Below are 24,779 nucleotides of genomic sequence, written 5' to 3'. Positions count from 1 at the left end.
CAAGGATTCTGGTAATAAATGTTTATAAAAATAGTTAAGACGTTTTTGATCGCACTGTCTTGCATAATTACTCTAGGAGTTGTTAACGCTTATGTGTTCGTTCCTGACCTACAGCGACATGGCGAGATCGTGGCCTATCGAGGAGGCGGAAGCGCAGTTAATTATGAAAAACTAAATAAAACTGGCTGTACCGCCCTTTCAATAAAACCATCAAACATCAATTCTGTTGAAAACACACTAGAAGCCGTGGCTTCTTCCGTTGCAGCCGGAGCGAACGTAATTCATCTAAATGTTCACAGAACTCGTGATGATCAACTGGTTGTTTTTCATGACTGGACGTTAGATTGTGCTACAAACGGGTATGGGCCGGTACATAAAACATCGTTTGAGCAGTTGAAAAGTATTGATGCAGGATATGGATATACGTTTGATGATGGTGCGACTTTCCCATTTAGAGGAAAAGGTTTTAGGATTTCCAAGTTAGAGGCATTTTACGAACGGTATCCAAAGCATGAGTTTTGGTTAAACCTAAAGGATAACGACATACGTTCATTCGAAACTCTATATGAGTATCTATCTGGCAAAAAATCTAGCCATATTGTAATTACCTCTTCAAAAGGTAAAGAGTGGTTTCGAAACAAGGATTCATCTTTACGGTTAGCAAGTGTTGGTAGTGTAAAGAGTTGCGGAATAGATTATCTTTTAGTTGGATGGGCGGGATTAGTTCCTGAGTCCTGTAGGAACACCATTCTTTTTATACCTCCCTCGATGACAAAGTATTTTTGGGGCTATCCTGAACGCCTTGCATCAAGATTACAGAGCTATGGTTCGGATGTTTATCTTTGGTCTCGACATGAATCGATCACCCAATCCTACGATGACGTTGTCGCATCGGGTATTGGAGTTATCACTAGTGATCTTGATTTTATGCGTGCAACACAAGCTAACACATATGAGCCTTAACTCTGTCAATAGGCATTAGTGTTCTTTTTGACCGTTTTTATAAATTGACGGTCAATTCTAAATCAATAAACAAATTCGTTTACTTCGTCTGTCGATACGGCTGTTAAGCAAGTAGCTTACGGCAAACACATATAGAGGCTCTCTTATTGCGATCTCATCGCAGCCAGGTTTTTCCCATATCCTTTTGGGGTTGCTGGGGCACTAGACATTCATCGGTTAACCTCATCATGGCACTATTCAAGGCGGCTGGTTGCATCATTATGATCCAGTTAGTTTCAGGCTCAAGTCAGGTGTAAGCGACTTTGTTTATTGTATTAATGCACGCGTACTGAGCGTCTAATCAAGACAAGTGGCTTCGGTCTGTAGGCATATAATTAGGTTAAACCTTTTTGGTTATTAACTCACCCAATTGATTGATGCTCAGCCTTATATCCAGTTAGATGTTCAGCTCACTCAGTACCGTGACTAACTCTTTAAGAATTTTGCTTCATCGAATACCGTCTCTTTTTTAAGCATATAATAAACACAGCGACCAAGCTTATGCGCAAGCGCTGACAGTGCTTTGGCTTTGCTCATTCGTTTTTGTAGTTTTTCGAGGTATTTGTTGGCGTTATGATTGTGACGCAGCAGCAATACAGCGGCTTCGGAGAACGCCCATTTTAGATGTGCATTGCCAATTTTGTTACCTTGGGTGCCATAGGTTTTGCCGGCAGACTCTGCTTTACATTTGACTAACCGACTATATGAAGCGAACTTTTGTACGCTTGAAAAACGATTGATGTCACCAATTTCATAGATAATGGTAAGTGCGAGAATGCGGCCTATACCACTAATTGTTTGCAAGATATTAAGGTGGACAGGGTTGTGTTGCTTGGCCATTTGTTCAATATAATGCTCTAAAGGCTTAAGCTCATTGTGATAGCAATCGAGTATGGCCATATTTAAATTAATAGATCGTTGCACAACGGGGTCAGGGAAGTAATAGCGCATCTTTTCTCTGTCGCAGACGTTCTTTAAATTCACGTTGTGGGCAGGTAAATTGTACTGGCTGGCGGTATTGGCGACATGGGCTTTTAAATCAGCCCCGTGGCGAACAATTTTAGTTCTTCGGCGTAATAAGTCGCGCGTAGCACGCATATCTTTGTCATACACATAAGCAAGTGGGAAGTTTCCCCCTCGGATGAGTTTGGCAATTTTATATGAATCTATTTTATCGTTTTTGGCTTTACCGCCATGAATCGCCTTCATATATAACGCATGACCGAGAATAAAGTCGATAGTGTGTTCTTTACAAAAGTCAGCGACCCAATACCAGCAATGCATGCATTCTACGCCAACCACAATGTCACCGGTATACGGTTTAAGTAGTTTTAGTAGTGCTTCTGGGTCATCTTTAATTTTCTTGTGAACAAGGATAAGTCCTGTATTATCAATGATACAGACGTAAAGTAATCGCGCGTGTAAATCGATTCCACAATAATATGGATGCATGTTATTGTAAAAGTTCATTGAGCTTTCTCCTGTAAGGTTGGTTGCCTTTTCAGCGTAGCGAATAATCGCGATGCTGGGGAGGAGGCTCAATGAGTATCAAACGCGTCAATCAGGACGCTCGCTAGCTCGCGCTTATTACGCGGGCGTTAAGTTTCAAGGAGAAGTCATGAGTAAAAATTCGCAGCATGTAGTAAGTAACTCAAAAGGCGGATGGGATGTAAAAAAAGTGGTTCTGAACGAGCCTCAAAACACTTTGATACCCAAGCTGAAGCAATTCAGTGGGCTAAAGGTGTAGCCCAAAATCAAAAATCCGAACTATACGTTCACGGAAAAGATGGAAAGATTCGAGAAAAGAATAGCTATGGTAACGATCCCCATCCACCGAAAGGTTAGGGACGAGTTCAATGGAAAACTTTGCCAAGAATGTTTTTGTAAATTGCCCATTTGATGAAGATTATAGACAATTATTGTTGTCGGTCATTTTTTCAATCAAATACCTAGGTACATACCTAGATTATCACTAGAGCGAGCAGATTCAGCTGAATCTAGAATCGAAAAAATTGTTGGTCTAATTATTTGGAATTCATGATTTATCGAGAATTATCTCATCAGATAAAGATGAACACTTTAGAATGAATATGCCTTTTGAGCTTGGAATAGATTACGGGGCAAAAGCCTTAAAAGGTGATAAGTGGAAAAATAAGCAATTACTAGTTTTAGAAAAAGAACGGTATCGCTATCAAAAAGCCCTGTCTGATTTGTCTGGCTCAGATATAAAAAACCACGACGATGAACCTTCTAAAATTGTTAAGGTAGTTAGAGATTGGTTTGTAGCTACAGAAAATATTCGCGTTGATAGTGGTAATAAAATTTGGTCTAAATTTAATGAGTTTAATGCCTATTTATACGACCAAGCAGTTGAAATTGATGGTCATGATAATGTTGACGAACTCCAAGTAGTAGAAGTTATTAGACATATGGATGATTGGCTAGCTAAAAAATAGCAAGTCCATCAAAAGGACAAAAAACAGTTGGCTGTTTTTCGTACCTCAAACATTATAGCCAACAATTTTTTGCCTCTTATGGAGGGGTTATATTTATAAGGATATTCGATGAAAATTTACTATTTGTTCTGATGGTTTTCTTTCTTAGTGCTTGTGCGAACACAAAAAAAGGATTTTGTATTTAACGGTTCTACAGTTGAATCCACTAAGCAAGGTATTTCCAAAGTTTCTAAGCGTTTAAAAGCTAACGAGCAAGTGGAGTTTTTAATGGCTTTAATGGCTTTAATGGCTATTCAATTTTCTGATGTAAGTAGCGCAACTGAAATACTAGGAGATCATACTATGACTAATGAAATAAACTATTTTATTATCGGTAAAAAGATTGATGGCCTAAACTACTACGGTGTCTTATAACTAGCAAAAACTTCACAAACCAAAGTCAGTATATCTGCACAATAAATATAACAAGGGTTTTCAAGACGGACAAATTACAGTTGGCTTTTTGTTCGTTCCTCACTTATTTTAGCCAACAGTAACTTTCCGCTTATTGCGGCGTGATACAAGGCATGACCTTTTGAATATCGTAAAATGGATTAGTGAAAACGAGATAACGCTATTAGTAGAAGAGCAATCTGTTCTAGAGGAATTCGGTGACTATTCGATAAAGTACTATAAGCATCCAAAGGTAGGATCGAGAGTAAATGACAAGTACTTTTATATTAGGTACAAATCTAACGTTAAGTATTCGTCTGGGCCATATAAATTTCCAGATAATCCTGTACTGGAAAGTTTGTGTACAATACTAAGTAAACTAGATTTCGTATTTTGGGGCACATTTAAAACCGAAATTGCGCCACTACACTTTATGGAAAGTATGCAAAGAAAAAATAAGATCGATAAAAGCTTTCTATACATAGAAGCTGGCGAAGATGTTGTTAAATCAAGTAAATTATAAAATGCGTCACAAGGAAATTTATGAGTCAATGCCCTCGCTGTGAGCATAAAATAGATATTTTCAGCTTTTCTTTATCTGCACTCCCATTTTACTTTAAATGTGCCAGTTGCAAGACGAGATTGAAACTTATCAGCTCAAAATTATTCTGGGCTATATTTTTATTGTTTTCGGCAGTCGTGTTCACATTGATAATGTATATTCCAATTTTTAGCAAATATGGTTTAGGCGTAATATTAGCCATATTAGGCTGGTTCTTTGTTTACTATAAATCGTCACCTTACATACTCAGCAAAGATAACGTTGCACTATATGGTAGTGACTAGCTAAAAACAGCCTTGTTTTATCTCTTCCTCTAAAAGCGCAGCGTCTCTTCGCCCTCTTTGTAAATAAATCACTAAAAGACCTTATTCTACAAAGAGAAGTGAATGAGGAGCAAATGAGAAACCAAAACCACCAAACAGCTTTGTTTTATAACTTCCTCTAAAAGCGCAGCGTCTCTTCGCTCTCTTTGTAAATAAATCACTTAAAAACCTTATTACACACAGAGAAGTGAATGAGCACAAAGCACAGTAATAACGTGTACTGGCTCAGACTGAAAAAAAGTCGTTGGCTAACTTGGCTTTTGGCTATTTTTCATCATTTCTAAATAGCGTCCTTCAATGAATTTCTTTTCTTTTGTAAGGTGTTTAAGTGCGTACTGCGTTTTTTCTAGCTCTTGCTTGAGTGTGTCTAGCTCCTCACTACTTTCTGGCCCGTCAGTTTGTAACTGCAATTGCTGTAGTAGTTGGTCTTGCTCTGCAATTTGCCTTTTATATTCGTTTAAAGTGTTAAGTAACTTTGTTTGATCTGGCGTTGAGGATGTATCTGCGCTTGATGTTTTATCACTATTTTCGCTTGCGCTTTTAAGTGCTTCATAATCCGCTTGTAGCTGGTCTTTTTCTTCTTGAAGTACAGTCACTGCATCATATTGTGCATAGAGTTTTTGACGAGTAATTTTTAATTTTTCGACACTTTTATCGAGATCCCCTTTAAGCTTGCGGATTAACTGATGCGAGCGTTTTAATTTTTTATTAAGCTCATCAATTAGCTGTTGTTCTTTTTCGGTAACATGATCTTTGGTTGATGAAGTAACCTCTGTTAATTGCTGTTGTAACAGCATTTGCACATTGATTAGCTCAGCGATAGTTTTACGATTGTCGTTAACATAGCTCATGGCATTTTCAACAGACTCTCTACACATCGCTAGCGTAGCATCATCCATGCCCCCACTACTTTTAACCATACTCAACGCAAATGCCCTAAACTCTCTGAGTATCAGTAAAAGTATATAAAACCACGCGGCTAAAATAAGTAGCCCAAAATTTATAGCAATATAATGATAAACCTCTGGCGGAAATACGGCATATGGCATTATTTAGTTATCTTAAATTAAGTGTTTATTTACTAGAGTTTAGCGCTGTGAAAAAAATCTGCCATAATAACAACAACATTAAAAAAAAGTTACCTGTGTGAAAATACTTATCGTGGATGATAGCCATGCAACACTTGAAATAGTACGCCGAGGGTTGGAAAAGTTTGGCTATCGGAAGTTATTAATAGAAAAAGCCAACAATGCTAAATCAGCGTTAACGCTGATTGGTAGTTGGCACCCCGATATTGTGCTTACAGACTGGCATATGCCTGATATGTGTGGAGTTACGCTATTACGTGCAATAAAGCAAAGGCAACTTAATATAATAGTAGCAATGCTAACCACGGTTGATGAAAAGTCTCAAATTGAAGAAGCCATTAGCTTTGGCGCATCTTTTGTTCTATCAAAACCTTTTACAGATGAACAACTTCACGATAAGTTATTACCTTTGGTTCAACTTGTAGAAAATAACGAAGTCATTCCTGATGAAATTGAATTAAATGATGATTTAGCGTTGCCAAAGCTGTCGCAATTAGAACGGTTGTTTCATAAACATATAAGTCAGTCTTTAATCGTAAACACAATTCAACCGCAGGTATTCGATGAATCTAAAGTACCCTGTGTAATGGCTGTTTATGAGGATCCTAAAAGTCAAAAAGTACGCGCTATTGCCATACTTGATATTTATGCCGCCTGTGTAATGGCAAGTGGTTATAGTAGCTTGTCGGCTGAAGATATTAGTAACTCAATATTATCGGGCGTTGTAACAAATACAGCATTAAGCGCATGTAAAAAAGCATTAACGGAAACGGCTTTTGCCTTTTTAGACAAACGAACGCGCGTTAGTTTACAAATCAAAACGGTCAAAGTGATTACCACGCCTTTTCGTAAGCTCACTTTGCTGTATAAAACACCTGCTGAAAAGCGCATTGATTTTAGCTGCCAGCTTGAGGGCATGGCACAAGGTAAAATTATGCTAGTTGGCATTTAGTAAATTAAACGTAGCGTATTTACCTTTATCAAAGAAGTTTAAATTTAAAAACACCCTGCTCCTACAAAAGCGCAGCGTCTCTGCACACTCTCAGTAAATCAATCACTTAAAGACCTTATTACACAAAGCCCTATGTCAGTAAAAAGTTAAATATTAGCTCCCCCCGAACCTCGTAGCCCGTAGCCCGTAGCCCGTAGTTTAAGTTAGATTAATCGCCAAAAATGTTTAAACAAAAAAGGCGCTTCCGGTTAAGGTAAGCGCCTTTTGTTATTTTAACTGCTAATTATTTTACGATTTTCATTTCGTCTAATAAGTTTTGGGCGTTATCTACTTTATCCATTACCCACAGCATGTAGCGAGAATCTACATGAATTGAGCGGTTTAGTTCTGGGTTATAATCCCAATCACCAATAATGCTTTCGTACACACCGTCAAACAGTAAACCCACCAGCTCGGCATTGCCGTTAAGCGTTGGCGAACCTGAGTTACCGCCTGTCGTGTCTACATTTGATAAAAAGTTAACCGGAACAGTATTCATGCCACCGGTGTAATCACCATAAAGCTTCGCTTTAATTTGCTCTTGCAGCTTTTTAGGCGCATTAAATGGGTCAACATCGGTGTTTTTAGCCAATAAGCCTTCAAGTGAAGTAAACGGCGTAGCCACCAAACCATCTTGCGGAGAATAACCGCCTACCGTTCCGTAAGTTACACGTAATGTGCTGTTTGCGTCGGCGTAAACCGGTTTGTTTTGCGCTTTGTTAAAGGCAATAATTGCACTCATTAACTCTGGGCGAGCAGCTTGTAACTTACCTGCCAGGGCTTTTGACTTATCTTCCTCGGCTTTCATCACAGCAAATATAGCTTTTGCATATTGCATGAATGGGTCTTGGCTTTGGTTAAGCTGACTTAGTGTTTGTTCAAATAATGAATTACGAACAATTTCATTATCTAATCTTGATTTGGCATACATTTCATCTAACAATGCACTTTGTTTTGCTTTATCAAACCCGTTTTCTAAAGCAAAAGCTTCATCAATTTCACTAAAACGCTCTGCTTTAGGTAATGCTGCATATTGCTCTAAAAAGTGCAGTAATATTGCTTTATCTACATTGGCATCAAAGCGACGTGACATACGCTCAAGAGAAGATTTAATACGCGGTAAATCGCGTTCTTGATAACCTGATTCGCGCTCACTATTTGGCTTTTGTTTTTCAACCGCTAAGCGGTATAAACGACGTGCCGTGCTGATCATTTGTGAACGATGAACATAGCCTACCATACGGTCGCGCTCACTGTGCTCTTGCGATTGTGCTACTAATGCTGATAACTCATTAAGCACATTACCGTAGCGCTGTTTACGCTCGCTATCGCTGTTTATCCAGCTTGTAAGCTCTTGTTCAAACTGTTTTTTACGCTTAAACATGGTGCCTTTTTTGAAGCTTTCAATCATTGAACCATAGTTTTTAATGTAGTTGTTATAACCGGCTATGGTGCTTTCGTAAGCAATACGGGCTTTACTGCCATCTTCTGAGTTTTCTTCAATCAGTGACACGTATTTTGTATTGTGCATGCGCGCTTTAGGGTAACTGTCGTTAAAAACATAATCGACCTCTGCCGCAATACGGTAGCGATTAGTACGCCCTGGGTAGCCAGTTACCATAACAAAGTCGCCCTCTTGCACGCCTTTAGCACTTACACTTAAGTAAGACTCTGGCACGTACGGTACGTTATCGTCGCTGTACTCTGCTGGCTTGCCATCTTTACCTACATAGGCGCGGTAAAAACCAAAATCGCCTGTGTGGCGCGGCCACATCCAGTTATCAATATCGCCACCGTACTTACCTACGCCCATGGCTGGTGCATACGCTAAACGTACATCTTTAATTTCCAGCGATTTAATTAGGTAAAACTCTAAACCACCATGAAACGAATACACATTACAACGATAACTAGCATCAGCTTCACACTGTGCAACGAGTGCTTTTTGATTTTTTTCTAACGCATCATAGCGTGCTTTTGCGCTTAGCTCGTTAGTGCCGCTAATCACTTTATCGGTCACGTTGGTCACTGTTTCGGTTACGTAAACACGTGAACCTGGCGCAGCTGGTAAGTCTTCAGCCGGTGTTTTTGCTAAAAAGCCATTTTCTAAAATGTTATTTTCAGGCGTTGAATTATATTGCACCGAACCATAAATACAGTGATGGTTAGTTACAACTAAGCCTTTTGGCGAAACAAACGAGGCTGTACAACCGCCTAAGCTGATAACCGCATTCATTGGAAATTCGGTTAATTTTGAAATTGAATCAACACTAATTTCAAGTCCTTTGGCTTTTAAAATTGACTCAAGCTCTGGTAGTTGATGAGGTTGCCACATGCCTTCATAGGCATGGGCCGCAGAAGAAAGTGCCAGTGAACAGGTTGCTACCAACGTGGCAACAAGAGGTTTTAAACGCATTATAGAATCCCTTTTATTATTGAACCAGCAGATTACTCATTAAGTATGAGTCAGGTCAACTGCGCTGAGATAAATTGTTACAATATAGCGCTCAATAAACAAAAAAGGAGCTAAGGGTTTGTTGGCCTTTGCGGATTAAAATTTGTTCAAGCTAGTGGCGATTTAATCGCGGCGCGAGGTTTGTAACCTAGTGGGCTAAGTCAAAACCGAGCAACAAAGAGTAAATCGCTCCTAAGCAGAACCCGAAGGGCAGCGCCTGTTTGGCATTAATACTACGTTATCGCCTATTTATGGGGAATAACCACACCACATAGGCTCTGCCTTGCCTAAATGCCAAACAGACTGCTGCAAATTTAACCTTGAAAGGTCAACAGACCCTAAGCTCCTTTTCAAACAAAACGATAAACGATGTTAGTCGTCTTTTTTCACATCATTTGGATGCACTACACCCATCCATGCTTTAAACAGTGCTTTTTGCTCAGCAGTGGCATTTTTATCAACGACTACTTTTTTTGGTTTGTCGAAATCTTCAGACAACACAAGCTCAGTCGACATCAAAGCATCACGGCGAATAAAATCAACAGTTACCTTGTCCCCTGCTTTAAAGGTTTCTAGGCTGGCGGTTAAGTTTTTCCCTACATGCTTCTTGTTAATAGCGACGAGTTTATCGTCGGTAGTTAAGCCACCTTGCCATGCAGCACCATCGCGGCGTACATGGGTTAAGGTGAGCAATTCACCGGTATTTTTAGTAAACGCATCTAAACTTGGTGTAGCTTTGGCTTTTTCGGGTAATTCAAAGCTTAAACCAACTTTTGCCAGTAATTCATCAAAATCTAGGCTGGCTGGTGTGCTAACATTTTCTTGCCACCAAGCGCTGTAATCACGTCCTGATAGTTGCTTTAAAATAGCTAATACGTCTTGCTCAGTAAAACCCGCTGGTAGCTTATGTTGCTTATAAAGTTCGTTGTGTACGTCTTTATAGCTTATTTTACCTTGGCTTTTTTCAAGTAGGTCTATATCTAACGCCATCGACAATAACGAGCCTTCAAGATAAATATTAGTGCCGTAATTACGTGCATGATCGCCACCTTGATTTATCCATTTATCAAAGCTGGTTTCACTTGCACTTTGCACTTCACGACCAGGGGTAGTGAGGTAGCGATTAATGGTTTTACTAAAGTTCTTAAAAAATTCATCGGTGGTTTGAATACCCGAACGCACTAATAAATGATCTTCAAAATAGCTGGTAGACCCTTCAGCAATCCACAGCAATTTTGAATAATTAATATTAGTGTAGTCATATGGCGCAAGCCCTTTAGGGCGGTACGCTTTTACATTCCAAGTATGAATAAATTCATGTGCCGCTGTGCTTATAAAAGCTAAGTAATCTTCACGTTTAGCAAAACGATCCCGTGGGCGTTGAATAATAGTTGAATTTAAGTGTTCAGTTGCGCCGCCCGCGCCCGATGTAGCATGTACCATAAATACATAACGCTCATACGGGTAGCTATCCCAAATTACATTGCCCGTTGCTACTAGCTTTTTTAAATCAGTTAGCATCAGCTCTATGTCGTAATTACCTTCGCCCCACACCACTAGTTCGTACTCACGGCCATCAACTTCAAAAGTACGCAGTTCGTTAACACCTGTTTCTATTGGTGAATCAACAAGCACGTCGTAGTCGCTGGCTTTAAAGCTGTGTTTGTTTTTATAGTTTTCCATACCCGACACAGAGCGCCATGCTTTAGGTACGTTTAATTCAACCGTAACGGGCTCTTGGCGAAATGATTCGCTAAACATAAAAAAGCCAGATGCGTCAACAAACGCGTGGCTGTCGTCAATATGGCGAGCGCGCTTACCTAGTTCATTGGCATACACTTGGTAATCAACATTGACTTGAGTTGGCTCGTTTAAATGAACACGCCATGTGCTGTGGTCTATTTTTTCCCACTTTAATGCATTACCATCATCGTCGCTGGCTTTAAAATAGCGAACGCCATTGGCTAGGTTTAAAATTTCATAGCGACCAGTACGCCATGCTGGCAGTTTTACATCTAAATATGACTGCGCCGTTTTTGGAAATTCTACATTTACATCACCTAAATGATGTTCTGGTTGGGAGATGTTTAAAGCGTAATTAACGTCGGCAATTACCGGTGCTGAACAGGCAGCTAAAATTGATAAGGCAAGTAGCTTTTTCATGAAGGCTCTTTTTGTATAACGTATTGTTGTTCCAAGATTAACAAGACCCTTTTTAAAAGTGAATTAAAAGCGATAAATGCACCTATATTTAAGATCGCTCGTATTTTGTTATTAAAAACATTAAGTTTTTGATCTCATACCTACTATTAATATGTTTTTGTTGTAAACTAAAACAATAAAGGTATTAAGATAATGGTGTGTAGGTGTCTAGGAGCTCCAATACGGTGGAACAAAAACTAAAACAAGCAATCGACAGTAGAAAAGTAGTAGAAAGTGCTCGCCAACATCAAGTGAGTACGCTTTCTAATTTCGCAGCTAAGTTATCTTTAAGCTGTAAGGGACTTGATACTGAGCTTGATAACCGCCTAGCTAAGTTTCGAAGCGCATTAAACAAAGGAATGGGTTATGAAGACTTTGCTCCTTTGGTGGATGATATTTTAGCTTTGCTAAAAAACCAAGAAGCCATTCAACTAGCACATCAACGTGATCTTCTCACCAGTGTACAAAATGCAGGTAAGCAATTACAACAAACCAAAGGTTTACCTAACGATACCCGCAGAACACTGCGCCACTTACTCGATAACGAGCTAGACGATATTCAATCAGTACATGGGTTTATCCCTGTTTTAAATCAGCTGATCACTTTTTATCATCAAGCCTTAATAGCTAAAAGCAACGATACCTTTGAGCCTCCAAATCTAAGTGCTCTCACTGAAAAGCTATTTAAATTAGTTAGTCAGTTAGTACTCGAAGAAGAAGCCAACGATGAGCTGTATTTAATAAAAAAACGTATCGCTAAAAATAAAGCCGTAGACCAGCTTCTTGATGCAGCAATTGATGTAATCACACTCATTGTACAAAGTATTCAAGTTGAGCGTGCGTCAGCGCAAAGCTTTTTAACTTCATTAAACCAAACGCTTGGAGAGCTACATAGTTCATTGGTTTCAACCAGAGAACATTCTGAATCGATGAATGTTGAATTCGAATCAATTAATCAACGAATTGGTGACAAATTAAAAAATTTAAATACACAAACAAATAAAGCAACATCAATTACAGAGTTAAAGCAATTGGTTGAAAATGAGTTACGCTCATTGAGTGCAGACATTCTAGAAAAAGAACAACTGGAACAAAAAGATCGCCAAATTTTAATTTCTAGCTTTGCACAAATAAACGATAGAATTGGCAGTTTAGAAAACAAAGTTAGTAATTATAAAAAACGTTTAAATGAACAACGCTTTAAAAGTCTACTCGACAGTCTTACCAAGTTACCTAATCGAGCAGCCTTTGACGAACGCTACAATCACGAAATTAATTTGTTTAATGAACAACCGTCAGACATAACCTTAGTGGTTATTGATGTTGATCACTTCAAATCAATTAACGATCGCTTTGGTCACACAGCAGGTGATATTACCCTACAAGTGATTGCCAAAGCGCTGCAAAAATCGATTAGACAAACTGACTTTATTGCCCGTTATGGCGGCGAAGAGTTTGTGTTATTAATGCCTCGTACATCACTTGATAACGCTGTCGAGCATCTCAATAAATTAAGACTGTCGATTAAAAAGATCCCATTTAAATTTAAAGACAAACAAATTCAAATTACCGTTTCGTTAGGCGCAACCCAATTTGAAGTGGGTGATACGCCTCTAAAAGCGTTTGATAGAGCCGATGAAGCTCTATACGATGCTAAAAACTCAGGCCGGGATCGTCTGTGTATTAGTAAATAGTGTTATGCACTTTTACCTTTGAGTATTGAGTATAAGGCATAACTACGCAGTAAATTTACCCATAAATTTCAAGGAGAATGTCGATGCTAATACAATTAAACCCTACAGGGGTATTAGATTTATTGTCGCAGCTAGAAGTAGACTTACTCGAGCAATCATCAACCAGCGAACGCTACAGACTATTTAGAAACTGTGTATTGGCCGTGCTTAATGTAGGCAGCCACACCGATGTAAGCAATGATATTTACGATAAACATAAAGATTTTGATATACGCTTGGTCAGCCGTGAACGCGGTATAAAAATTGAATTAGAAAATCCTCCGCAAACAGCCTTTGTTGATGGCCACATAGTAACTGGTATACATGAGCACATATTTTCGGTTATTCGCGATATTTTGTTTATTTGCCAAAAGTATGAAAAAAACCTGCAGGAAACCAAAGCCATTACCCACATGGTTTTTGACATGCTTAGAAATGCCGACGCACTTAAAGTAAATAGCGAACCTAACATGATTGTATGTTGGGGTGGCCATTCGATTAACGAAGTCGAATATAAATACACTAAACAAGTTGGCTATGAACTGGGGTTACGTGGGTTAAATATTTGTACCGGCTGTGGGCCTGGTGCAATGAAAGGCCCAATGAAAGGCGCAACCATTGGCCATGCAAAGCAACGTATTACCAATAATCGTTATTTAGGTTTAACTGAGCCAAGCATTATAGCGGCAGAGCCACCCAATCCGATTGTAAATGAACTGGTTATTTTACCCGATATTGAAAAACGTCTTGAGGCATTTATTCGTACCGCACATGCCATTATAATTTTTCCAGGTGGCGCAGGTACAGCCGAAGAGTTGCTATATTTATTAGGTATTTTGTTACACCCCGAAAACGAAAAGCAATGTTTACCGGTTATTTTAACTGGCCCTAAACACAGCAAAGCTTACTTTGAAGAGCTTTGTAAGTTTATTCAAATGACTTTAGGCGATGCCGCACTGAGTAAATTTGAAGTGATTATTGATGATCCTCAATTAGTTAGCCAAAAGCTTAAATCGGCTATGAGCGGAGTTCGCGAATATCGTAAAAGCCAAGGCGATGCTTATTACTTTAATTGGACGTTGAAAATAGAAAATGATTTTCAGCAGCCTTTTTACCCAACTCATGAAGCCATGGCGTCACTTGATTTACACCTTGATCAGCCCAAACAACAGCTTGCAGCTAATTTACGCCGTGCGTTTTCGGGAATTGTTGCAGGTAATGTGAAAGAAGAAGGCTTAAATGTAATTAACGAACATGGCCCCTATGTACTAAGTGGTGAGCCTGATTTAATGAAAGCAATGGACAAGCTTTTACAAGCGTTTGTAGAACAAGGTAGAATGAAACTTCCCGGAAGTAAGTATATCCCTTGTTATACAATAAAAGCGTGAGTTTATAATTGAATCCCCATTTACTCCTTATTGATGCGCTTAATTTAATTAGGCGCATTTATGCTGTTGATGCAAACCAAAGCCATCATAGCGACGAACACATGTTAAAAGCATGCTGTGCCCGAGTTGCACATGCATGCAAAAAGCTTTTAACAACCACCAATGCAACCCATGCAATAGCCGTTTTTGATGGTGACAAAAGCTGGCGTTACCACTTTTATAAAGACTACAAACATTCGCGTGCTCCTATGCCAGAGACTCTAAAAAGCGCGTTACCTCATTTTAAAGCGGCCATTGAAGAAACCGGTATTGTGGTATTTGAACCGACTAACGATGAAGCCGACGATATTATTGCGACTTTAGCGCATAAAGCCGCTAATAATCAGATAAACAACACCATTGTCTCTACGGATAAAGGATTTTTACCTCATTTGAATGAGCATATTGAAGTATACAATTACTTTAAAAAGCAGCACCTGAATAAAGAACATATTGAAGAGCGCTTTGCTGTCGCTCAACATAAACTCATCGACTTTTGGGCATTAGCAGGCGATAAAACCAATGACATTCCGGGTGTGAAAGGTATTGGTGTTAAATCTGCGCAGCAATTGGTTAATCAATATAGCTCTATTGAAGAAGCGTTAAAGGATGAATCGTTAAACGCGCAGTTACAAAAAAAGCTGAATGAAGATATGGATATGTTTATTATTTCTAAGCAGTTGGTGAGTTTGCGTACAGATATCCATTTAGGCTTTAGTTTAAAGCAGTTAAGGCTTAATTAGTCGCAAGTTAATAGCACTGCACTTTAGCAGTACGTATACTAGTAATAGGTGTTTTGATCTGGGTTGGCAATGTTTAAAAAGTTTTTTAGGTATTTAATATTAGGATTAGGTTTATATGCACTAATAGCCACGACGGTTATTATGTTTTATAAAGACGATCCACAAGCTATGATTTGGCAAGATAGAGAAGCTTTTAATAAACGCTATATAGAGAAGTTGCGCTTGGAAGATACCTTTACGCTAAATAATGTACTTGAATACTTAGGTAGCCCAGATTTAACCTATGCTAAACGTAATGGCGAGCAAGTATGGCAGGTAATTTTTTATCGCACCCAACATAAAACCTCTGACGGCATCACCACCATGGATGAATGTACTGGGTTGTTATTTAAAAATGGCCAACTAATAATGTGGGGCCCAAGTGCTTATGAAAAATACCTTGAGCATAATGACGGGAAAACTTAATGGAAGCTCGACTGTCGGGTAAACTAAAAAAGCTACTCGAAAGCACACAATTGCTTTTAAGCTCCCATAACAACAAAAGTCAGTGGCATACCTTTTACCCTCTTGTGTGTAAACTATCAGAGCAATACGCAGCGTTATACAAACAAAACCCAGCGGCCTTACAAACTCAGTTAAATCTATATAAAACACATTATAATTACGCAACCAATTTAGTCGTTAATCAGTGTGTATTAACCTGTGCTTTATGTAGTAGTCAAAACTACGACAACGATTTAACTGAGCTTTATATTAGTGCTTCACTGGTTGAGCACCTTTGTGTTGCTAAGCAATTAAATAAGCTAGCTCAACAGCAAGCGTTTAACGAAGCCGATAAAAAAATATGGTCGTTACGCCATAAGCTTGCTGCCAAAGTACTATTAACGGCTAAGCAACCTGCACATAAAATTGCCCATATTTTGGCTAAACTCAGCAAATACAAACATGCATTATTAGATACACCTAAAATTATGCTTTATGACGGTGCTAGTGTGGTGGTTGCTTTAGCAAATATACTAGCGCTTAACGTTACTTGTAATACAAAGCAACAGCACATAAATTTTTATAAAGCGGTCGCTGATTTATATATAAGAACCCCTAACTCATTTGCACAAGTGTTATTAAAAGCGTTAGTCGCTCATATAGGACAATATATACCAGGCAGCCAAGTTGTTTATGCCGACCAAGCTATGGTTTATTTAGCCACTGATACGCAAGGCCGACATATTATAGTTAATAACGCCAATACTAAAATGGCATGGTATCGTATAAAAGCGTCCTTAATGGATGACTCAAAAGCATGGGAATGCAACGATAATCGCTTATTTTTAAAAATATGGGACAGTGAACATCTTAATATCCCGCATAATAATCACTCTGCACAAACGCCTTTGTATCAGTTAGTAAAACAAATAAAAACGCAAAAAGAATACAGTTTTAAAGCTTTAAACACCTTACTTACTCCCTACCCTGATATTGTAAAGTCAGTATGCTTAGCAGTAAAGCACTACAATAAAGAGCGATTAGCCGCTAAAGATTTAAGGCACAGCTTATCTATGGTGGGTTACGATAAAGCACCCGCTATTATTCAAGGGGTCGTGTTTCAACAATTAGTAAATAGCATTGCTCATCCTCTACATGCCTTTTTATACACCCGTATTAGCTGTTTAGTTAATATATTAGAGCTATTAGTTAAACATAATCCTACCGTTCAAAGTGAGCGTATTAGCTTAAGCTTATATGCCTATTTATATTATGTACTGATACATTACAGCCCTGATGTTTCAAGAAAAATCACCATAGATCAAACACCGAATAAATCTCTCGATACACCGTTTAGTACATTTTTTGGTATAAACAACATAGATGCCACTCATTTACACAACGAGTTTAACGAATTACTTAGTGGCGATCCTTGGGCATCGGCTTTATTAAAAGCTGAGCAACTCCCTAAAAAGCAGCTTGATGATGCTAGTCAATTATGGGCAGCATTAAAAGTTGTGGCGCAGCGTATATTAAAACCCAACCAGCCATTAACAGCGTGGCAACAACAAATGTTGAATCAACAACTTCGTCGCCATGGCTGGCAAACTGAGGTAGATTTTGATCAATCACTGCTGCGCTTAGGGTTACACAATAGTATTTAGCTGACTTATTATCACTATAACTTAAAGTTATACCCTGTATTCATACTATAAACTGGCAAAATGAGTGATATATTGATATAAATGCCGCCTTAAATTTAGCACCCCTGTCATATAAGTAGTCTAAACTCTGAAAGTGTTTATTATTTATATGTGTATCCAAATCTTTAAAGGAAAAGTTCATGGCCAAACAAACCATAACAGTGATCAAAGGCGACGGCATCGGCCCAAGCATTATCGACTCAGCACTTGAAATACTAAAAGCCGCAGGATGCGATTTTGATTATGAATTTGTTGACGCTGGCCTAGCTGCGCTTGAAAAAACAGGCGAGTTGCTTCCACAAGAAACTATTGACACAATTGCTAAAAATAAAATTACCTTAAAAGGTCCATTAACCACGCCTGTGGGCGAAGGTTTTACATCAATCAACGTAACACTTCGTAAGCAATTTGGTTTATACGCTAATGTACGCCCGGTTAAATCGTTTGCCGGTACTAAAGCACGTTACGACGATATTGATATCATCACTATTCGTGAAAACACACAAGGCATGTATTCAGGTGCAGGCCAAGTTGTATCAGAAGATGGTACTGAAGCAGAAGCAAAATCAGTGATCACTCGCGAAGGCGCAGAAAAAATTGTTACATTCGCATACGAACTTGCTGTGCGTGAAGGCCGTAAAAAAGTGACCGCTGTACATAAAGCAAATATTTTAAAATCAACCTCTGGGTTATTCTTAAAAGTAGCGCGTGAAGTAGCTGAGCGTTACCCAGAAATTGAATCAACTGAAATGATTGTTGATGCAACATGTATGAAGCTTGTAATGACCCCTGAAGAGTTTGACGTTGTTGTTACAACTAACTTATTCGGCGATATCTTATCTGACTTATGTGCGGGCTTAGTTGGCGGTTTAGGCATGGCGCCTGGTGCAAACATTGGCGAAGATGCTGCTATTTTTGAAGCTGTTCACGGTAGTGCGCCGGATATTGCTGGTAAAAACCTTGCGAACCCAACGTCAGTAATTTTAGCCTCTATTCAAATGCTAGAGCATTTAAACATGGGCGATACAGCTGAACGTATTCGCAGCGCTGTTGCTGATGTAATTAAATCAGGCGACCGTACTACTCGCGATCTAGGCGGCAGCCACGGCACAACTGATTTCACACAATCAGTAATTGACCGTCTGTAATTAATACTGTTAGATTAATAAGCCAGCATTAGCTGGCTTTTTTATGTCTAAGAAATACCGTGTTTATAAGTTTTTAACCACCCTCCTCAGCCCAACCACAACATAAACCTGCATAATATCTGCTAATAAGTAATAAAAACTCACAAAAAATAGACTAATAGATTAAAATGCATTAAAAAATGAAATTTTAATCTAAAAATGTAGTTTTTGGTTGACATAAGTACTCAAAAGCCTTAAAAATAACCACATACTAAAATTGTAATTTAAACAGCATTTTATTTTAAAGAGCAAAACAGCATGAATACACAATTTCGCCTTTTAGTCTTACTCGTACTGGTCTTAGTGATAAGCCCAGCGGGGATGTATTAAAAGGTGAAAAATGCTTTTAAAACCCTCGCACTACGCGGGGGTTTTTTTTGCATATAATCAACAGAGGAATGAGGATGAGTAGACAAGAATATAATGGCTCTGAATTGGTTGTTAAGTCATTAAAAGAGCTAAAGGTAAAGTATATATTTGGTTACCCCGGCGGCTCAGTATTAGATTTATACGACGTACTTTTTCAGCAAGACGATATTGAGCACATTTTAGTACGCCATGAACAAGCGGCTACACACATGGCCGATGGCTACGCAAGAGCAACCGGTGAAGTAGGTGTTGTACTTGCTACATCAGGACCAGGTGCAACAAACTGTGTAACAGGCATAGCAACTGCGTATATGGATTCAATTCCTATGGTGGTATTATCAGGTCAAGTGCCAACAAATCTTATTGGCGATGACGCGTTTCAAGAAACCGATATTGTTGGTTGCTCTCGCCCTATTGTAAAGCATAGCTTTAATTGTAGAAGTGCTAGTGAAATTCCCAACATACTTGCCAAAGCTTTTTATATTGCCAGCACAGGACGCCCTGGTCCTGTTGTAGTAGAGCTTCCTAAAGACATGCTTAATCCAGAACTAACTTTTGCTTACAACTTTCCAGCGGCAACTGAGCTCAGAACCTATAATCCAAATACAAAGGGTCACTCTAAACAAATTCGTAAAGCTGTTACTGCTATTTTAGAAGCGAAGAAACTGGTTATCTACTCAGGTGGCGGTATTGTACTTTCAAACACCTCAGAGCAACTAACTCATTTAGTCGAGTCACTTAACGCCCCTATTACCAACACGCTTATGGGACTAGGCGGTATATCGGGCATTCACCCTAACTTTATTGGTATGTTAGGTATGCACGGTACATTAGAAGCAAATAAAGCCATGGCCAATGCTGATGTTATTTTAGCGCTTGGCGCACGATTCGATGATCGGGTTACTAATAACGTTCAAAAATTCTGCCCTAATGCCACTATTGTACATGTAGATGTCGATCCAACCTCTATTTCTAAGACTATTAAATCTCATATTCCTGTTGTTGGCTGTTTGGCGACGGTACTTGAGCAATTACAAACTGCCATAGATAACAGTTCGATTAAAGTTGATCGCAGTGCACAAGAAGATTGGTGGCGACAAGTGATCAGCTGGCGTGAACAAAAATGCCTCAGTTACAATAATGATGGAGACAAAATTAAACCTCAAGCAGTTATCGAGGCAATATATGAAGCGACTAACGGAGATGCTTATGTTAGCTCTGATGTTGGCCAACACCAAATGTTTGCGGCGCAGTATTACCCATTTAAACACCCTCGTCAGTGGATCAATTCAGGTGGCCTAGGGACTATGGGTTTTGGATTACCTGCGGCAATGGGCGTTAAACTGGCTTTTCCTGAAAAAGAGTCTTTATGTGTAACTGGCGACGGCTCTATTCAAATGAACATCCAAGAGCTATCAACCTGTTTACAGTATAACTTAGCAGTAAAGGTGATCTCCTTAAATAACCGCTCACTGGGTATGGTCAGACAATGGCAAGACATGATTTATGGTGGCAGACACTCTTCATCGTATATGGAGTCTTTACCTGATTTTGTAAAGCTTGTTGAAAGCTATGGCCATGTAGGGATCAGAGTAAACACCCTTGATGAGTTACAACCTGCGATAGACAAAGCCATGTCGATCACTGATAGATTAGTATTTTTAGATATTTTAGTAGACGAAAAAGAACATGTTTACCCGATGCAAATTAAGCACGGTGGTATAGACGAAATGTGGTTAAGAAAAGGAGTGAAAGCATAATGCGTCGTATATTATCTATATTATTAGAGAATGAACCCGGTGCGTTATCACGTATAGTGGGGCTTTTTTCTCAACGAGCCTACAATATTGATAGCTTAACGGTAGGCACTACAGACGATGAATCACTTTCTCGTATTACGGTAACCACTAAAGGCGATGACAGAATTGTTGAACAAATAACAAAGCAAGTAAACAAACTGGTCGATGTACTTAAAGTTATTGATTTAACTGAAATGAGTCACATAGAGCGCGAACTTCTGTTAGTAAAAGTATTTGCCAAAGATGAAGCGACTCGTGCGGCAGTAACCCGTGTTGTTGATGTATTTCAGGGGGCTATTTTAGATATGGGCCGCCAAAGTTACAGCCTTCAATTAGTAAGCAGCACCGATAAAATAGAATCGTTCTTGGATACCTTACGCCACGAAACCGACATTATAGAAGTAGTTCGCTCAGGTGCGGTCGGCATTGGGCGAGGAGATAAAGCACTTAAAGCTAAATAAGCGTTAAATTTAGCGCAAAAAAAGGGCTAAATAGCCCTTTTTTTATTCATAAATCCCAAATTATGGATTTACTTGATCTTTAAGACCTTTACCTGGTTTAAAACTTGGGATAGTCGCAGCTGAAATTTGGATTTCTGCACCAGTTTGTGGATTACGACCTGTGCGAGCAGCACGTTCTTTAACTGAAAAAGTACCAAAACCAACTAACGCAACAGAGTTACCTTCTTTTAATGAAGAAGTTACAGCGCCTGTAAATGCCTCAAGTGCACGTGCTGCAGCTGCTTTAGAGATTTCTGCGTCAGTAGAGATTTTTTCAACTAGTTGAGCTTTGTTCATTATTAGATTCCTATTCGTTATTATTTTGCCTTTGCAAATCCTATCTTTATGCATTTTCGAAGAGTTAGCAACAGCAAATTACGTTTTTTATCTAAAATACTAAAAAATTAGTAAAAATAAATAAATTAACTGTAAAATACAGCGAGTTGGGTTAACAAAAGCTTAATTTAGGCACACTATTAGTGCAGCTTTGCACTTTAATGGCTCACTGTACCTTTTCTATTACTAATGTTACTTCGCCAACTTCAACACCAAACTTGACGATAGACGTACGGTTTATCAAACGCGTACTTGTTACTAGGTACATCCAATCGTCAAAGTTTACTTCCAATGTACTGCCATCGTAAGGGATCTCGACATTGTAATTCCAGTGAAACACACTCCCGTCACTCTCACCGGTAGCTATTCCCAAAACATCAGAAGCCGTTCCTGTTAAGGTATTGTCGTCGTTTAAGGTAATTTTCCAGATGCGTTTTTGTGTCTCACCATCATCGTAAATAAAGTCTTCTTCAATAGTGCCCTGATTGCCATTCCACTTAGCGTTTAAGTCAACAACAAGCTTGCGGGTTAATTCACCTTTAAAATCTTGTACAACGCCATAGGCTTTTAAATCGCCACTGAAAAAAGTCTTAAAATCAAAGTTTGGCTCTGAACCCTTATAATATTCAACACTTGGGGCTGAACAGCTGGCAATAAAAAAACTAACAGCCAATACCATGGCAAATTTAACGCGTTTTAGGTTAATCATATTAAATCCCTAGTAGTTGATTTCTAATTGATGGTTCTGACGTGTTTTCACTTAACCAGATAGCTAAAAAATCCTCAGCAAATGTGGCATCGTTAATACGACCTATTTGGTTCTCATTGTGAAAGAAAGTACTGTATCCTTGCTGATCAGTCAGTAGAGTTAACGATTCACCTTTTTTAATATTTGGCCATATCGATAGTAACTTATCTGCATAGCGCGCTGAAAGTTGGGGTTTACCTAGGTGCTGCCACTGCTCATTAGTCGCTTTTACAATATCTTTAGCGTCAAAGTCACGCAAATAAGTTAAGGTAAATTTAACAGGAGCTTGCTTGGCTGTGTAAGTGCCAGAAGGTGTGTAAAGCGTTGCATCATAAACATCCCAAAAAAGATACTCCATTCGCGCTTCGCCTACCTTGTTAAATTGGGTATCAGCGTAAGCAAAAGGGCTAAATAAAACATAAACCATGAGTAAATTTAGAAGCGTTTTCATCCTTATCTCCAAGCAGTATTGTGTTATTGCTTAACAAACGCACCAATTTTACCGTTTATAAATAAAATAAGGGTAAACGTTGCAGCCCATAAAGCACCGTAAAGTGGCCAAAATTGCCACAGTGGCATTCCTAACTCTAATACCTCAAATCGCGAGCCAGCCCAATAACTTCCGGGCGCAAATAACAAACACACACAGAAAGCTTGCCATGGTTTAAGGTTTGTCAGAAACGACATAGAGGTATTAATACACAGCAATAAAGCGACCCATAAAAAAACCAGCCAAAATGGGAACGGTTGAACTTTAAATTCAAATAACCCTAGCTGAACCGCAATAAATTCACACAACAAAGCTAGTGGTAAAGCTTTCAAAACCAGTAAAGCATCTTGTTTTTTTTGCGCTGATAAATAAAACATCAATGCTATAGCTACAGCAGAATAAGCTAATGCACCTTGTTCAAGTAGTAGGCACAGAAACCACACAACTTGAAACAGCACAAAATTAATAAGCGAGTGCAATCTCATCATTACTACTCGTGAAGCGGGGTTTGCGTGCCATTAAATGCACGGTACTGGTTGCTCGGGTTCTGAATGCCCCCTCACAATAGGCAAGGTAGAATAGCCATAAGCGATAGAAACGGTCATCAAACTTATTACTATCAAGCTTTGGCCAGCTTGCAATAAAACGCTCACGCCAATCGGCAAGAGTGCGGGCATAGTGAGCACCAATATCATTGATAGTGTGGATATTCATATCTGTGTTATTTTTAATTTGTTCACTCATTTCATTAAGCGAAGGCAAACACCCACCAGGGAAAATATACTGCTGTATAAAGTCTGAATTTTTTAAGTAATGTTGATAACGCTGATCGCAAATCGTAATTGCTTGAATAAGCATTGCACCGTTATCTTTCAATAACTCACCGCACTTAGTGAAGAAGCTAGGTAAATAGTCATGCCCTACAGCTTCTATCATCTCTATTGAAACTAACTTATCGTATTTACCAGTTAATAAGCGATAATCTTGCTTGAGCAAAGTAATTTTGCTTTCAAGCCCAAGCTCTTTAACCTTGTTAGCAACATAGTCGTGTTGTTCATCAGAAATAGTTGTGGTCGTTACATGACAGTCGTAATGAGTTGCAGCATAAATTGCAAACGCTCCCCACCCTGTACCAATTTCAATAACCGTATCACCTTGTTGAAGCTCAACCTGTTCGCATATACGTTGTAGTTTGTATTGCTGGGCTTGCTCTAAGGTAGCATCTTTAGTTGGATATACTGCACTCGAATAAAGCATTTCTTTGCTTAAAAAAGACTCGTATAAATCATTTCCTAAGTCATAGTGAGCAACAATATTCTTTTTTGAACCAGCGTGTGAGTTTTTGTTTTTTATGTGGTTTATACGGTGAGCGATATTGCTAAAAAACGCGAATTTCTTTTCAAATGCATCTAATTGATCTTGGTTAATCGCAAAAATTTCGATTAGGCGAGTTAAATTGTCACATTGCCACTGCCCTAAAATGTAAGACTCGCCCGCCCCCACACTTCCAGAAAGAGCAAACGCTTTGTACATGGCATTATCGTTAACGGTTACCGTTACTTTTAACTCTGAAGACGCATCCCCAAATACAGACTGTTGATTGTTCTCAACTAGCACTATCTGACCCGTTTCAATTGACGAGAACGCTTTAAAAACTAACTTTTTATAAAAATTAGTAAACCAACTAGTGCGTTCCTGAACGCGTAAGCTCGATACCTTTTCCATATACTTACCTATATTATTGTTATTA

21 protein-coding genes and 1 pseudogene are annotated in these 24,779 nt (G+C 38.9%); 13 read left to right on the top strand and 9 right to left on the bottom strand.

All coding sequences use genetic code 11. From position 1 onward, the window contains the following. The first annotated feature begins 18 nt into the window (after window positions 1-18). A complete protein-coding gene (locus AB8618_RS16850; protein ID WP_409425919.1) occupies window positions 19-963 on the top strand; it encodes a glycerophosphodiester phosphodiesterase family protein in 945 nt (314 codons plus the stop codon). A gap of 465 nt (window positions 964-1,428) precedes the next feature. Here the strand turns inward: AB8618_RS16850 and AB8618_RS16845 are convergent, their stop codons facing one another. After that, window positions 1,429-2,472: an IS110 family transposase gene (locus AB8618_RS16845; protein WP_409423286.1), complete on the bottom strand. Its 1,044-nt coding sequence runs from the start codon at window positions 2,470-2,472 to the stop codon at window positions 1,429-1,431. Between the two features lie 148 nt (window positions 2,473-2,620). Between AB8618_RS16845 and AB8618_RS16840 the strand changes: the two are divergent. The 3 genes and pseudogenes from AB8618_RS16840 to AB8618_RS16830 all read left to right on the top strand — a co-directional run bounded on the left by AB8618_RS16840 (window position 2,621) and on the right by AB8618_RS16830 (window position 3,872). Then, window positions 2,621-2,847 (top strand): annotated as a pseudogene (locus AB8618_RS16840) (DUF2188 domain-containing protein). A gap of 245 nt (window positions 2,848-3,092) precedes the next feature. After that, on the top strand, window positions 3,093-3,458 hold the full coding sequence (locus AB8618_RS16835) for a hypothetical protein (protein WP_409425917.1): 366 nt from the start codon (window positions 3,093-3,095) through the stop codon (window positions 3,456-3,458). A 153-nt stretch (window positions 3,459-3,611) separates the two neighbouring features. Continuing rightward, window positions 3,612-3,872 carry a hypothetical protein gene (locus AB8618_RS16830; RefSeq protein ID WP_413403238.1) on the top strand — a complete coding sequence of 87 codons (261 nt, stop codon included), beginning with the start codon at window positions 3,612-3,614 and terminating at the stop codon, window positions 3,870-3,872. Window positions 3,873-5,023: 1,151 nt separating this feature from the next. Here AB8618_RS16830 and AB8618_RS16825 read toward each other — a convergent pair. Then, window positions 5,024-5,824 carry a chromosome partitioning protein ParA gene (locus tag AB8618_RS16825; protein ID WP_409425915.1) on the bottom strand — a complete coding sequence of 267 codons (801 nt, stop codon included), beginning with the start codon at window positions 5,822-5,824 and terminating at the stop codon, window positions 5,024-5,026. A 97-nt stretch (window positions 5,825-5,921) separates the two neighbouring features. Here AB8618_RS16825 and AB8618_RS16820 point away from each other — a divergent pair, with 97 nt between their 5' ends. Further along, entirely contained in the window at window positions 5,922-6,815 is an 894-nt protein-coding gene (locus tag AB8618_RS16820; protein ID WP_075170202.1) for a response regulator, read from the top strand. Window positions 6,816-7,098: 283 nt separating this feature from the next. On the opposite strand, the gene AB8618_RS16815 is transcribed toward AB8618_RS16820, so the two are convergent. Next, complete coding sequence (locus tag AB8618_RS16815) at window positions 7,099-9,270, bottom strand: S46 family peptidase (protein ID WP_413403235.1); 2,172 nt, start codon at window positions 9,268-9,270, stop codon at window positions 7,099-7,101. 411 nt (window positions 9,271-9,681) lie between these two features. Then, window positions 9,682-11,472: a M61 family metallopeptidase gene (locus AB8618_RS16810; protein ID WP_413403233.1), complete on the bottom strand. Its 1,791-nt coding sequence runs from the start codon at window positions 11,470-11,472 to the stop codon at window positions 9,682-9,684. 224 nt (window positions 11,473-11,696) lie between these two features. Between AB8618_RS16810 and AB8618_RS16805 the strand changes: the two genes are divergently transcribed. The 8 genes from AB8618_RS16805 (at window position 11,697) to ilvN (ending at window position 21,416) form a co-directional block, all read left to right on the top strand. Further along, window positions 11,697-13,205, top strand: a complete 1,509-nt coding sequence (locus tag AB8618_RS16805; RefSeq protein WP_409425912.1) for a GGDEF domain-containing protein — start codon at window positions 11,697-11,699, stop codon at window positions 13,203-13,205. 83 nt (window positions 13,206-13,288) lie between these two features. Continuing rightward, on the top strand, window positions 13,289-14,632 hold the full coding sequence (ppnN, locus tag AB8618_RS16800) for a nucleotide 5'-monophosphate nucleosidase PpnN (RefSeq protein WP_198522625.1): 1,344 nt from the start codon (window positions 13,289-13,291) through the stop codon (window positions 14,630-14,632). Between the two features lie 8 nt (window positions 14,633-14,640). Then, window positions 14,641-15,414: a flap endonuclease Xni gene (gene xni / locus AB8618_RS16795; protein ID WP_413403230.1), complete on the top strand. Its 774-nt coding sequence runs from the start codon at window positions 14,641-14,643 to the stop codon at window positions 15,412-15,414. A gap of 69 nt (window positions 15,415-15,483) precedes the next feature. Further along, a complete protein-coding gene (locus tag AB8618_RS16790; RefSeq protein ID WP_413403228.1) occupies window positions 15,484-15,879 on the top strand; it encodes a DUF3192 domain-containing protein in 396 nt (131 codons plus the stop codon). Further along, a complete protein-coding gene (locus AB8618_RS16785; protein ID WP_409425908.1) occupies window positions 15,879-17,561 on the top strand; it encodes a hypothetical protein in 1,683 nt (560 codons plus the stop codon). Before AB8618_RS16790 ends, AB8618_RS16785 begins: the two co-directional genes overlap by 1 nt. A gap of 179 nt (window positions 17,562-17,740) precedes the next feature. Next, window positions 17,741-18,748: an isocitrate dehydrogenase gene (locus tag AB8618_RS16780; RefSeq protein ID WP_138607979.1), complete on the top strand. Its 1,008-nt coding sequence runs from the start codon at window positions 17,741-17,743 to the stop codon at window positions 18,746-18,748. A gap of 443 nt (window positions 18,749-19,191) precedes the next feature. Continuing rightward, window positions 19,192-20,916 (top strand): acetolactate synthase 3 large subunit, encoded by a 1,725-nt coding sequence (locus AB8618_RS16775; protein WP_413403225.1) that lies wholly within the window; start codon window positions 19,192-19,194, stop codon window positions 20,914-20,916. Beyond that, window positions 20,916-21,416: an acetolactate synthase small subunit gene (gene ilvN, locus AB8618_RS16770; protein WP_076921825.1), complete on the top strand. Its 501-nt coding sequence runs from the start codon at window positions 20,916-20,918 to the stop codon at window positions 21,414-21,416. Before AB8618_RS16775 ends, ilvN begins: the two co-directional genes overlap by 1 nt. A gap of 60 nt (window positions 21,417-21,476) precedes the next feature. Here the strand turns inward: ilvN and AB8618_RS16765 are convergent, their stop codons facing one another. The 5 genes from AB8618_RS16765 to AB8618_RS16745 all read right to left on the bottom strand — a co-directional run bounded on the left by AB8618_RS16765 (window position 21,477) and on the right by AB8618_RS16745 (window position 24,754). Beyond that, entirely contained in the window at window positions 21,477-21,752 is a 276-nt protein-coding gene (locus AB8618_RS16765; RefSeq protein ID WP_138607972.1) for an HU family DNA-binding protein, read from the bottom strand. Window positions 21,753-21,957: 205 nt separating this feature from the next. Continuing rightward, on the bottom strand, window positions 21,958-22,500 hold the full coding sequence (locus AB8618_RS16760) for a DUF3833 domain-containing protein (RefSeq protein ID WP_413403222.1): 543 nt from the start codon (window positions 22,498-22,500) through the stop codon (window positions 21,958-21,960). Window position 22,501: 1 nt separating this feature from the next. After that, the gene (locus tag AB8618_RS16755) at window positions 22,502-22,990 is read right to left on the bottom strand and encodes a chalcone isomerase family protein (protein WP_413403220.1); all 489 of its coding nucleotides are present in this window, start codon (window positions 22,988-22,990) and stop codon (window positions 22,502-22,504) included. A gap of 23 nt (window positions 22,991-23,013) precedes the next feature. Beyond that, window positions 23,014-23,514: a DUF2878 domain-containing protein gene (locus tag AB8618_RS16750; protein ID WP_413403580.1), complete on the bottom strand. Its 501-nt coding sequence runs from the start codon at window positions 23,512-23,514 to the stop codon at window positions 23,014-23,016. Beyond that, window positions 23,492-24,754, bottom strand: a complete 1,263-nt coding sequence (locus tag AB8618_RS16745) for a class I SAM-dependent methyltransferase (protein ID WP_413403218.1) — start codon at window positions 24,752-24,754, stop codon at window positions 23,492-23,494. The genes AB8618_RS16750 and AB8618_RS16745 overlap by 23 nt, the downstream gene beginning before the upstream one ends. Between the last annotated feature and the right edge of the window lie 25 nt (window positions 24,755-24,779).

Source organism: Pseudoalteromonas sp. RW-H-Ap-1 (genome assembly GCF_048318575.1).
Classification (GTDB): domain Bacteria; phylum Pseudomonadota; class Gammaproteobacteria; order Enterobacterales; family Alteromonadaceae; genus Pseudoalteromonas.
Note: the sequence above shows the minus strand (reverse complement) of the source record. Positions and strands in the feature narration are given on the sequence as shown.

Excerpts from the sequence above, each read along its gene's own strand:
- AB8618_RS16850 (WP_409425919.1), top strand. The coding sequence starts at position 19 with ATGTTTATAAAAATAGTTAAGACGTTTTTGATCGCACTGTCTTGCATA.
- AB8618_RS16845 (WP_409423286.1), bottom strand. The coding sequence starts at position 2,472 with ATGAACTTTTACAATAACATGCATCCATATTATTGTGGAATCGATTTA.
- AB8618_RS16835 (WP_409425917.1), top strand. The coding sequence starts at position 3,093 with ATGCCTTTTGAGCTTGGAATAGATTACGGGGCAAAAGCCTTAAAAGGT.
- AB8618_RS16825 (WP_409425915.1), bottom strand. The coding sequence starts at position 5,824 with ATGCCATATGCCGTATTTCCGCCAGAGGTTTATCATTATATTGCTATA.
- AB8618_RS16815 (WP_413403235.1), bottom strand. The coding sequence starts at position 9,270 with ATGCGTTTAAAACCTCTTGTTGCCACGTTGGTAGCAACCTGTTCACTG.
- AB8618_RS16810 (WP_413403233.1), bottom strand. The coding sequence starts at position 11,472 with ATGAAAAAGCTACTTGCCTTATCAATTTTAGCTGCCTGTTCAGCACCG.
- ppnN (WP_198522625.1), top strand. The coding sequence starts at position 13,289 with ATGCTAATACAATTAAACCCTACAGGGGTATTAGATTTATTGTCGCAG.
- AB8618_RS16790 (WP_413403228.1), top strand. The coding sequence starts at position 15,484 with ATGTTTAAAAAGTTTTTTAGGTATTTAATATTAGGATTAGGTTTATAT.
- AB8618_RS16785 (WP_409425908.1), top strand. The coding sequence starts at position 15,879 with ATGGAAGCTCGACTGTCGGGTAAACTAAAAAAGCTACTCGAAAGCACA.
- AB8618_RS16780 (WP_138607979.1), top strand. The coding sequence starts at position 17,741 with ATGGCCAAACAAACCATAACAGTGATCAAAGGCGACGGCATCGGCCCA.
- AB8618_RS16775 (WP_413403225.1), top strand. The coding sequence starts at position 19,192 with ATGAGTAGACAAGAATATAATGGCTCTGAATTGGTTGTTAAGTCATTA.
- ilvN (WP_076921825.1), top strand. The coding sequence starts at position 20,916 with ATGCGTCGTATATTATCTATATTATTAGAGAATGAACCCGGTGCGTTA.
- AB8618_RS16765 (WP_138607972.1), bottom strand. The coding sequence starts at position 21,752 with ATGAACAAAGCTCAACTAGTTGAAAAAATCTCTACTGACGCAGAAATC.
- AB8618_RS16760 (WP_413403222.1), bottom strand. The coding sequence starts at position 22,500 with ATGATTAACCTAAAACGCGTTAAATTTGCCATGGTATTGGCTGTTAGT.
- AB8618_RS16755 (WP_413403220.1), bottom strand. The coding sequence starts at position 22,990 with ATGAAAACGCTTCTAAATTTACTCATGGTTTATGTTTTATTTAGCCCT.
- AB8618_RS16750 (WP_413403580.1), bottom strand. The coding sequence starts at position 23,514 with ATGAGATTGCACTCGCTTATTAATTTTGTGCTGTTTCAAGTTGTGTGG.
- AB8618_RS16745 (WP_413403218.1), bottom strand. The coding sequence starts at position 24,754 with ATGGAAAAGGTATCGAGCTTACGCGTTCAGGAACGCACTAGTTGGTTT.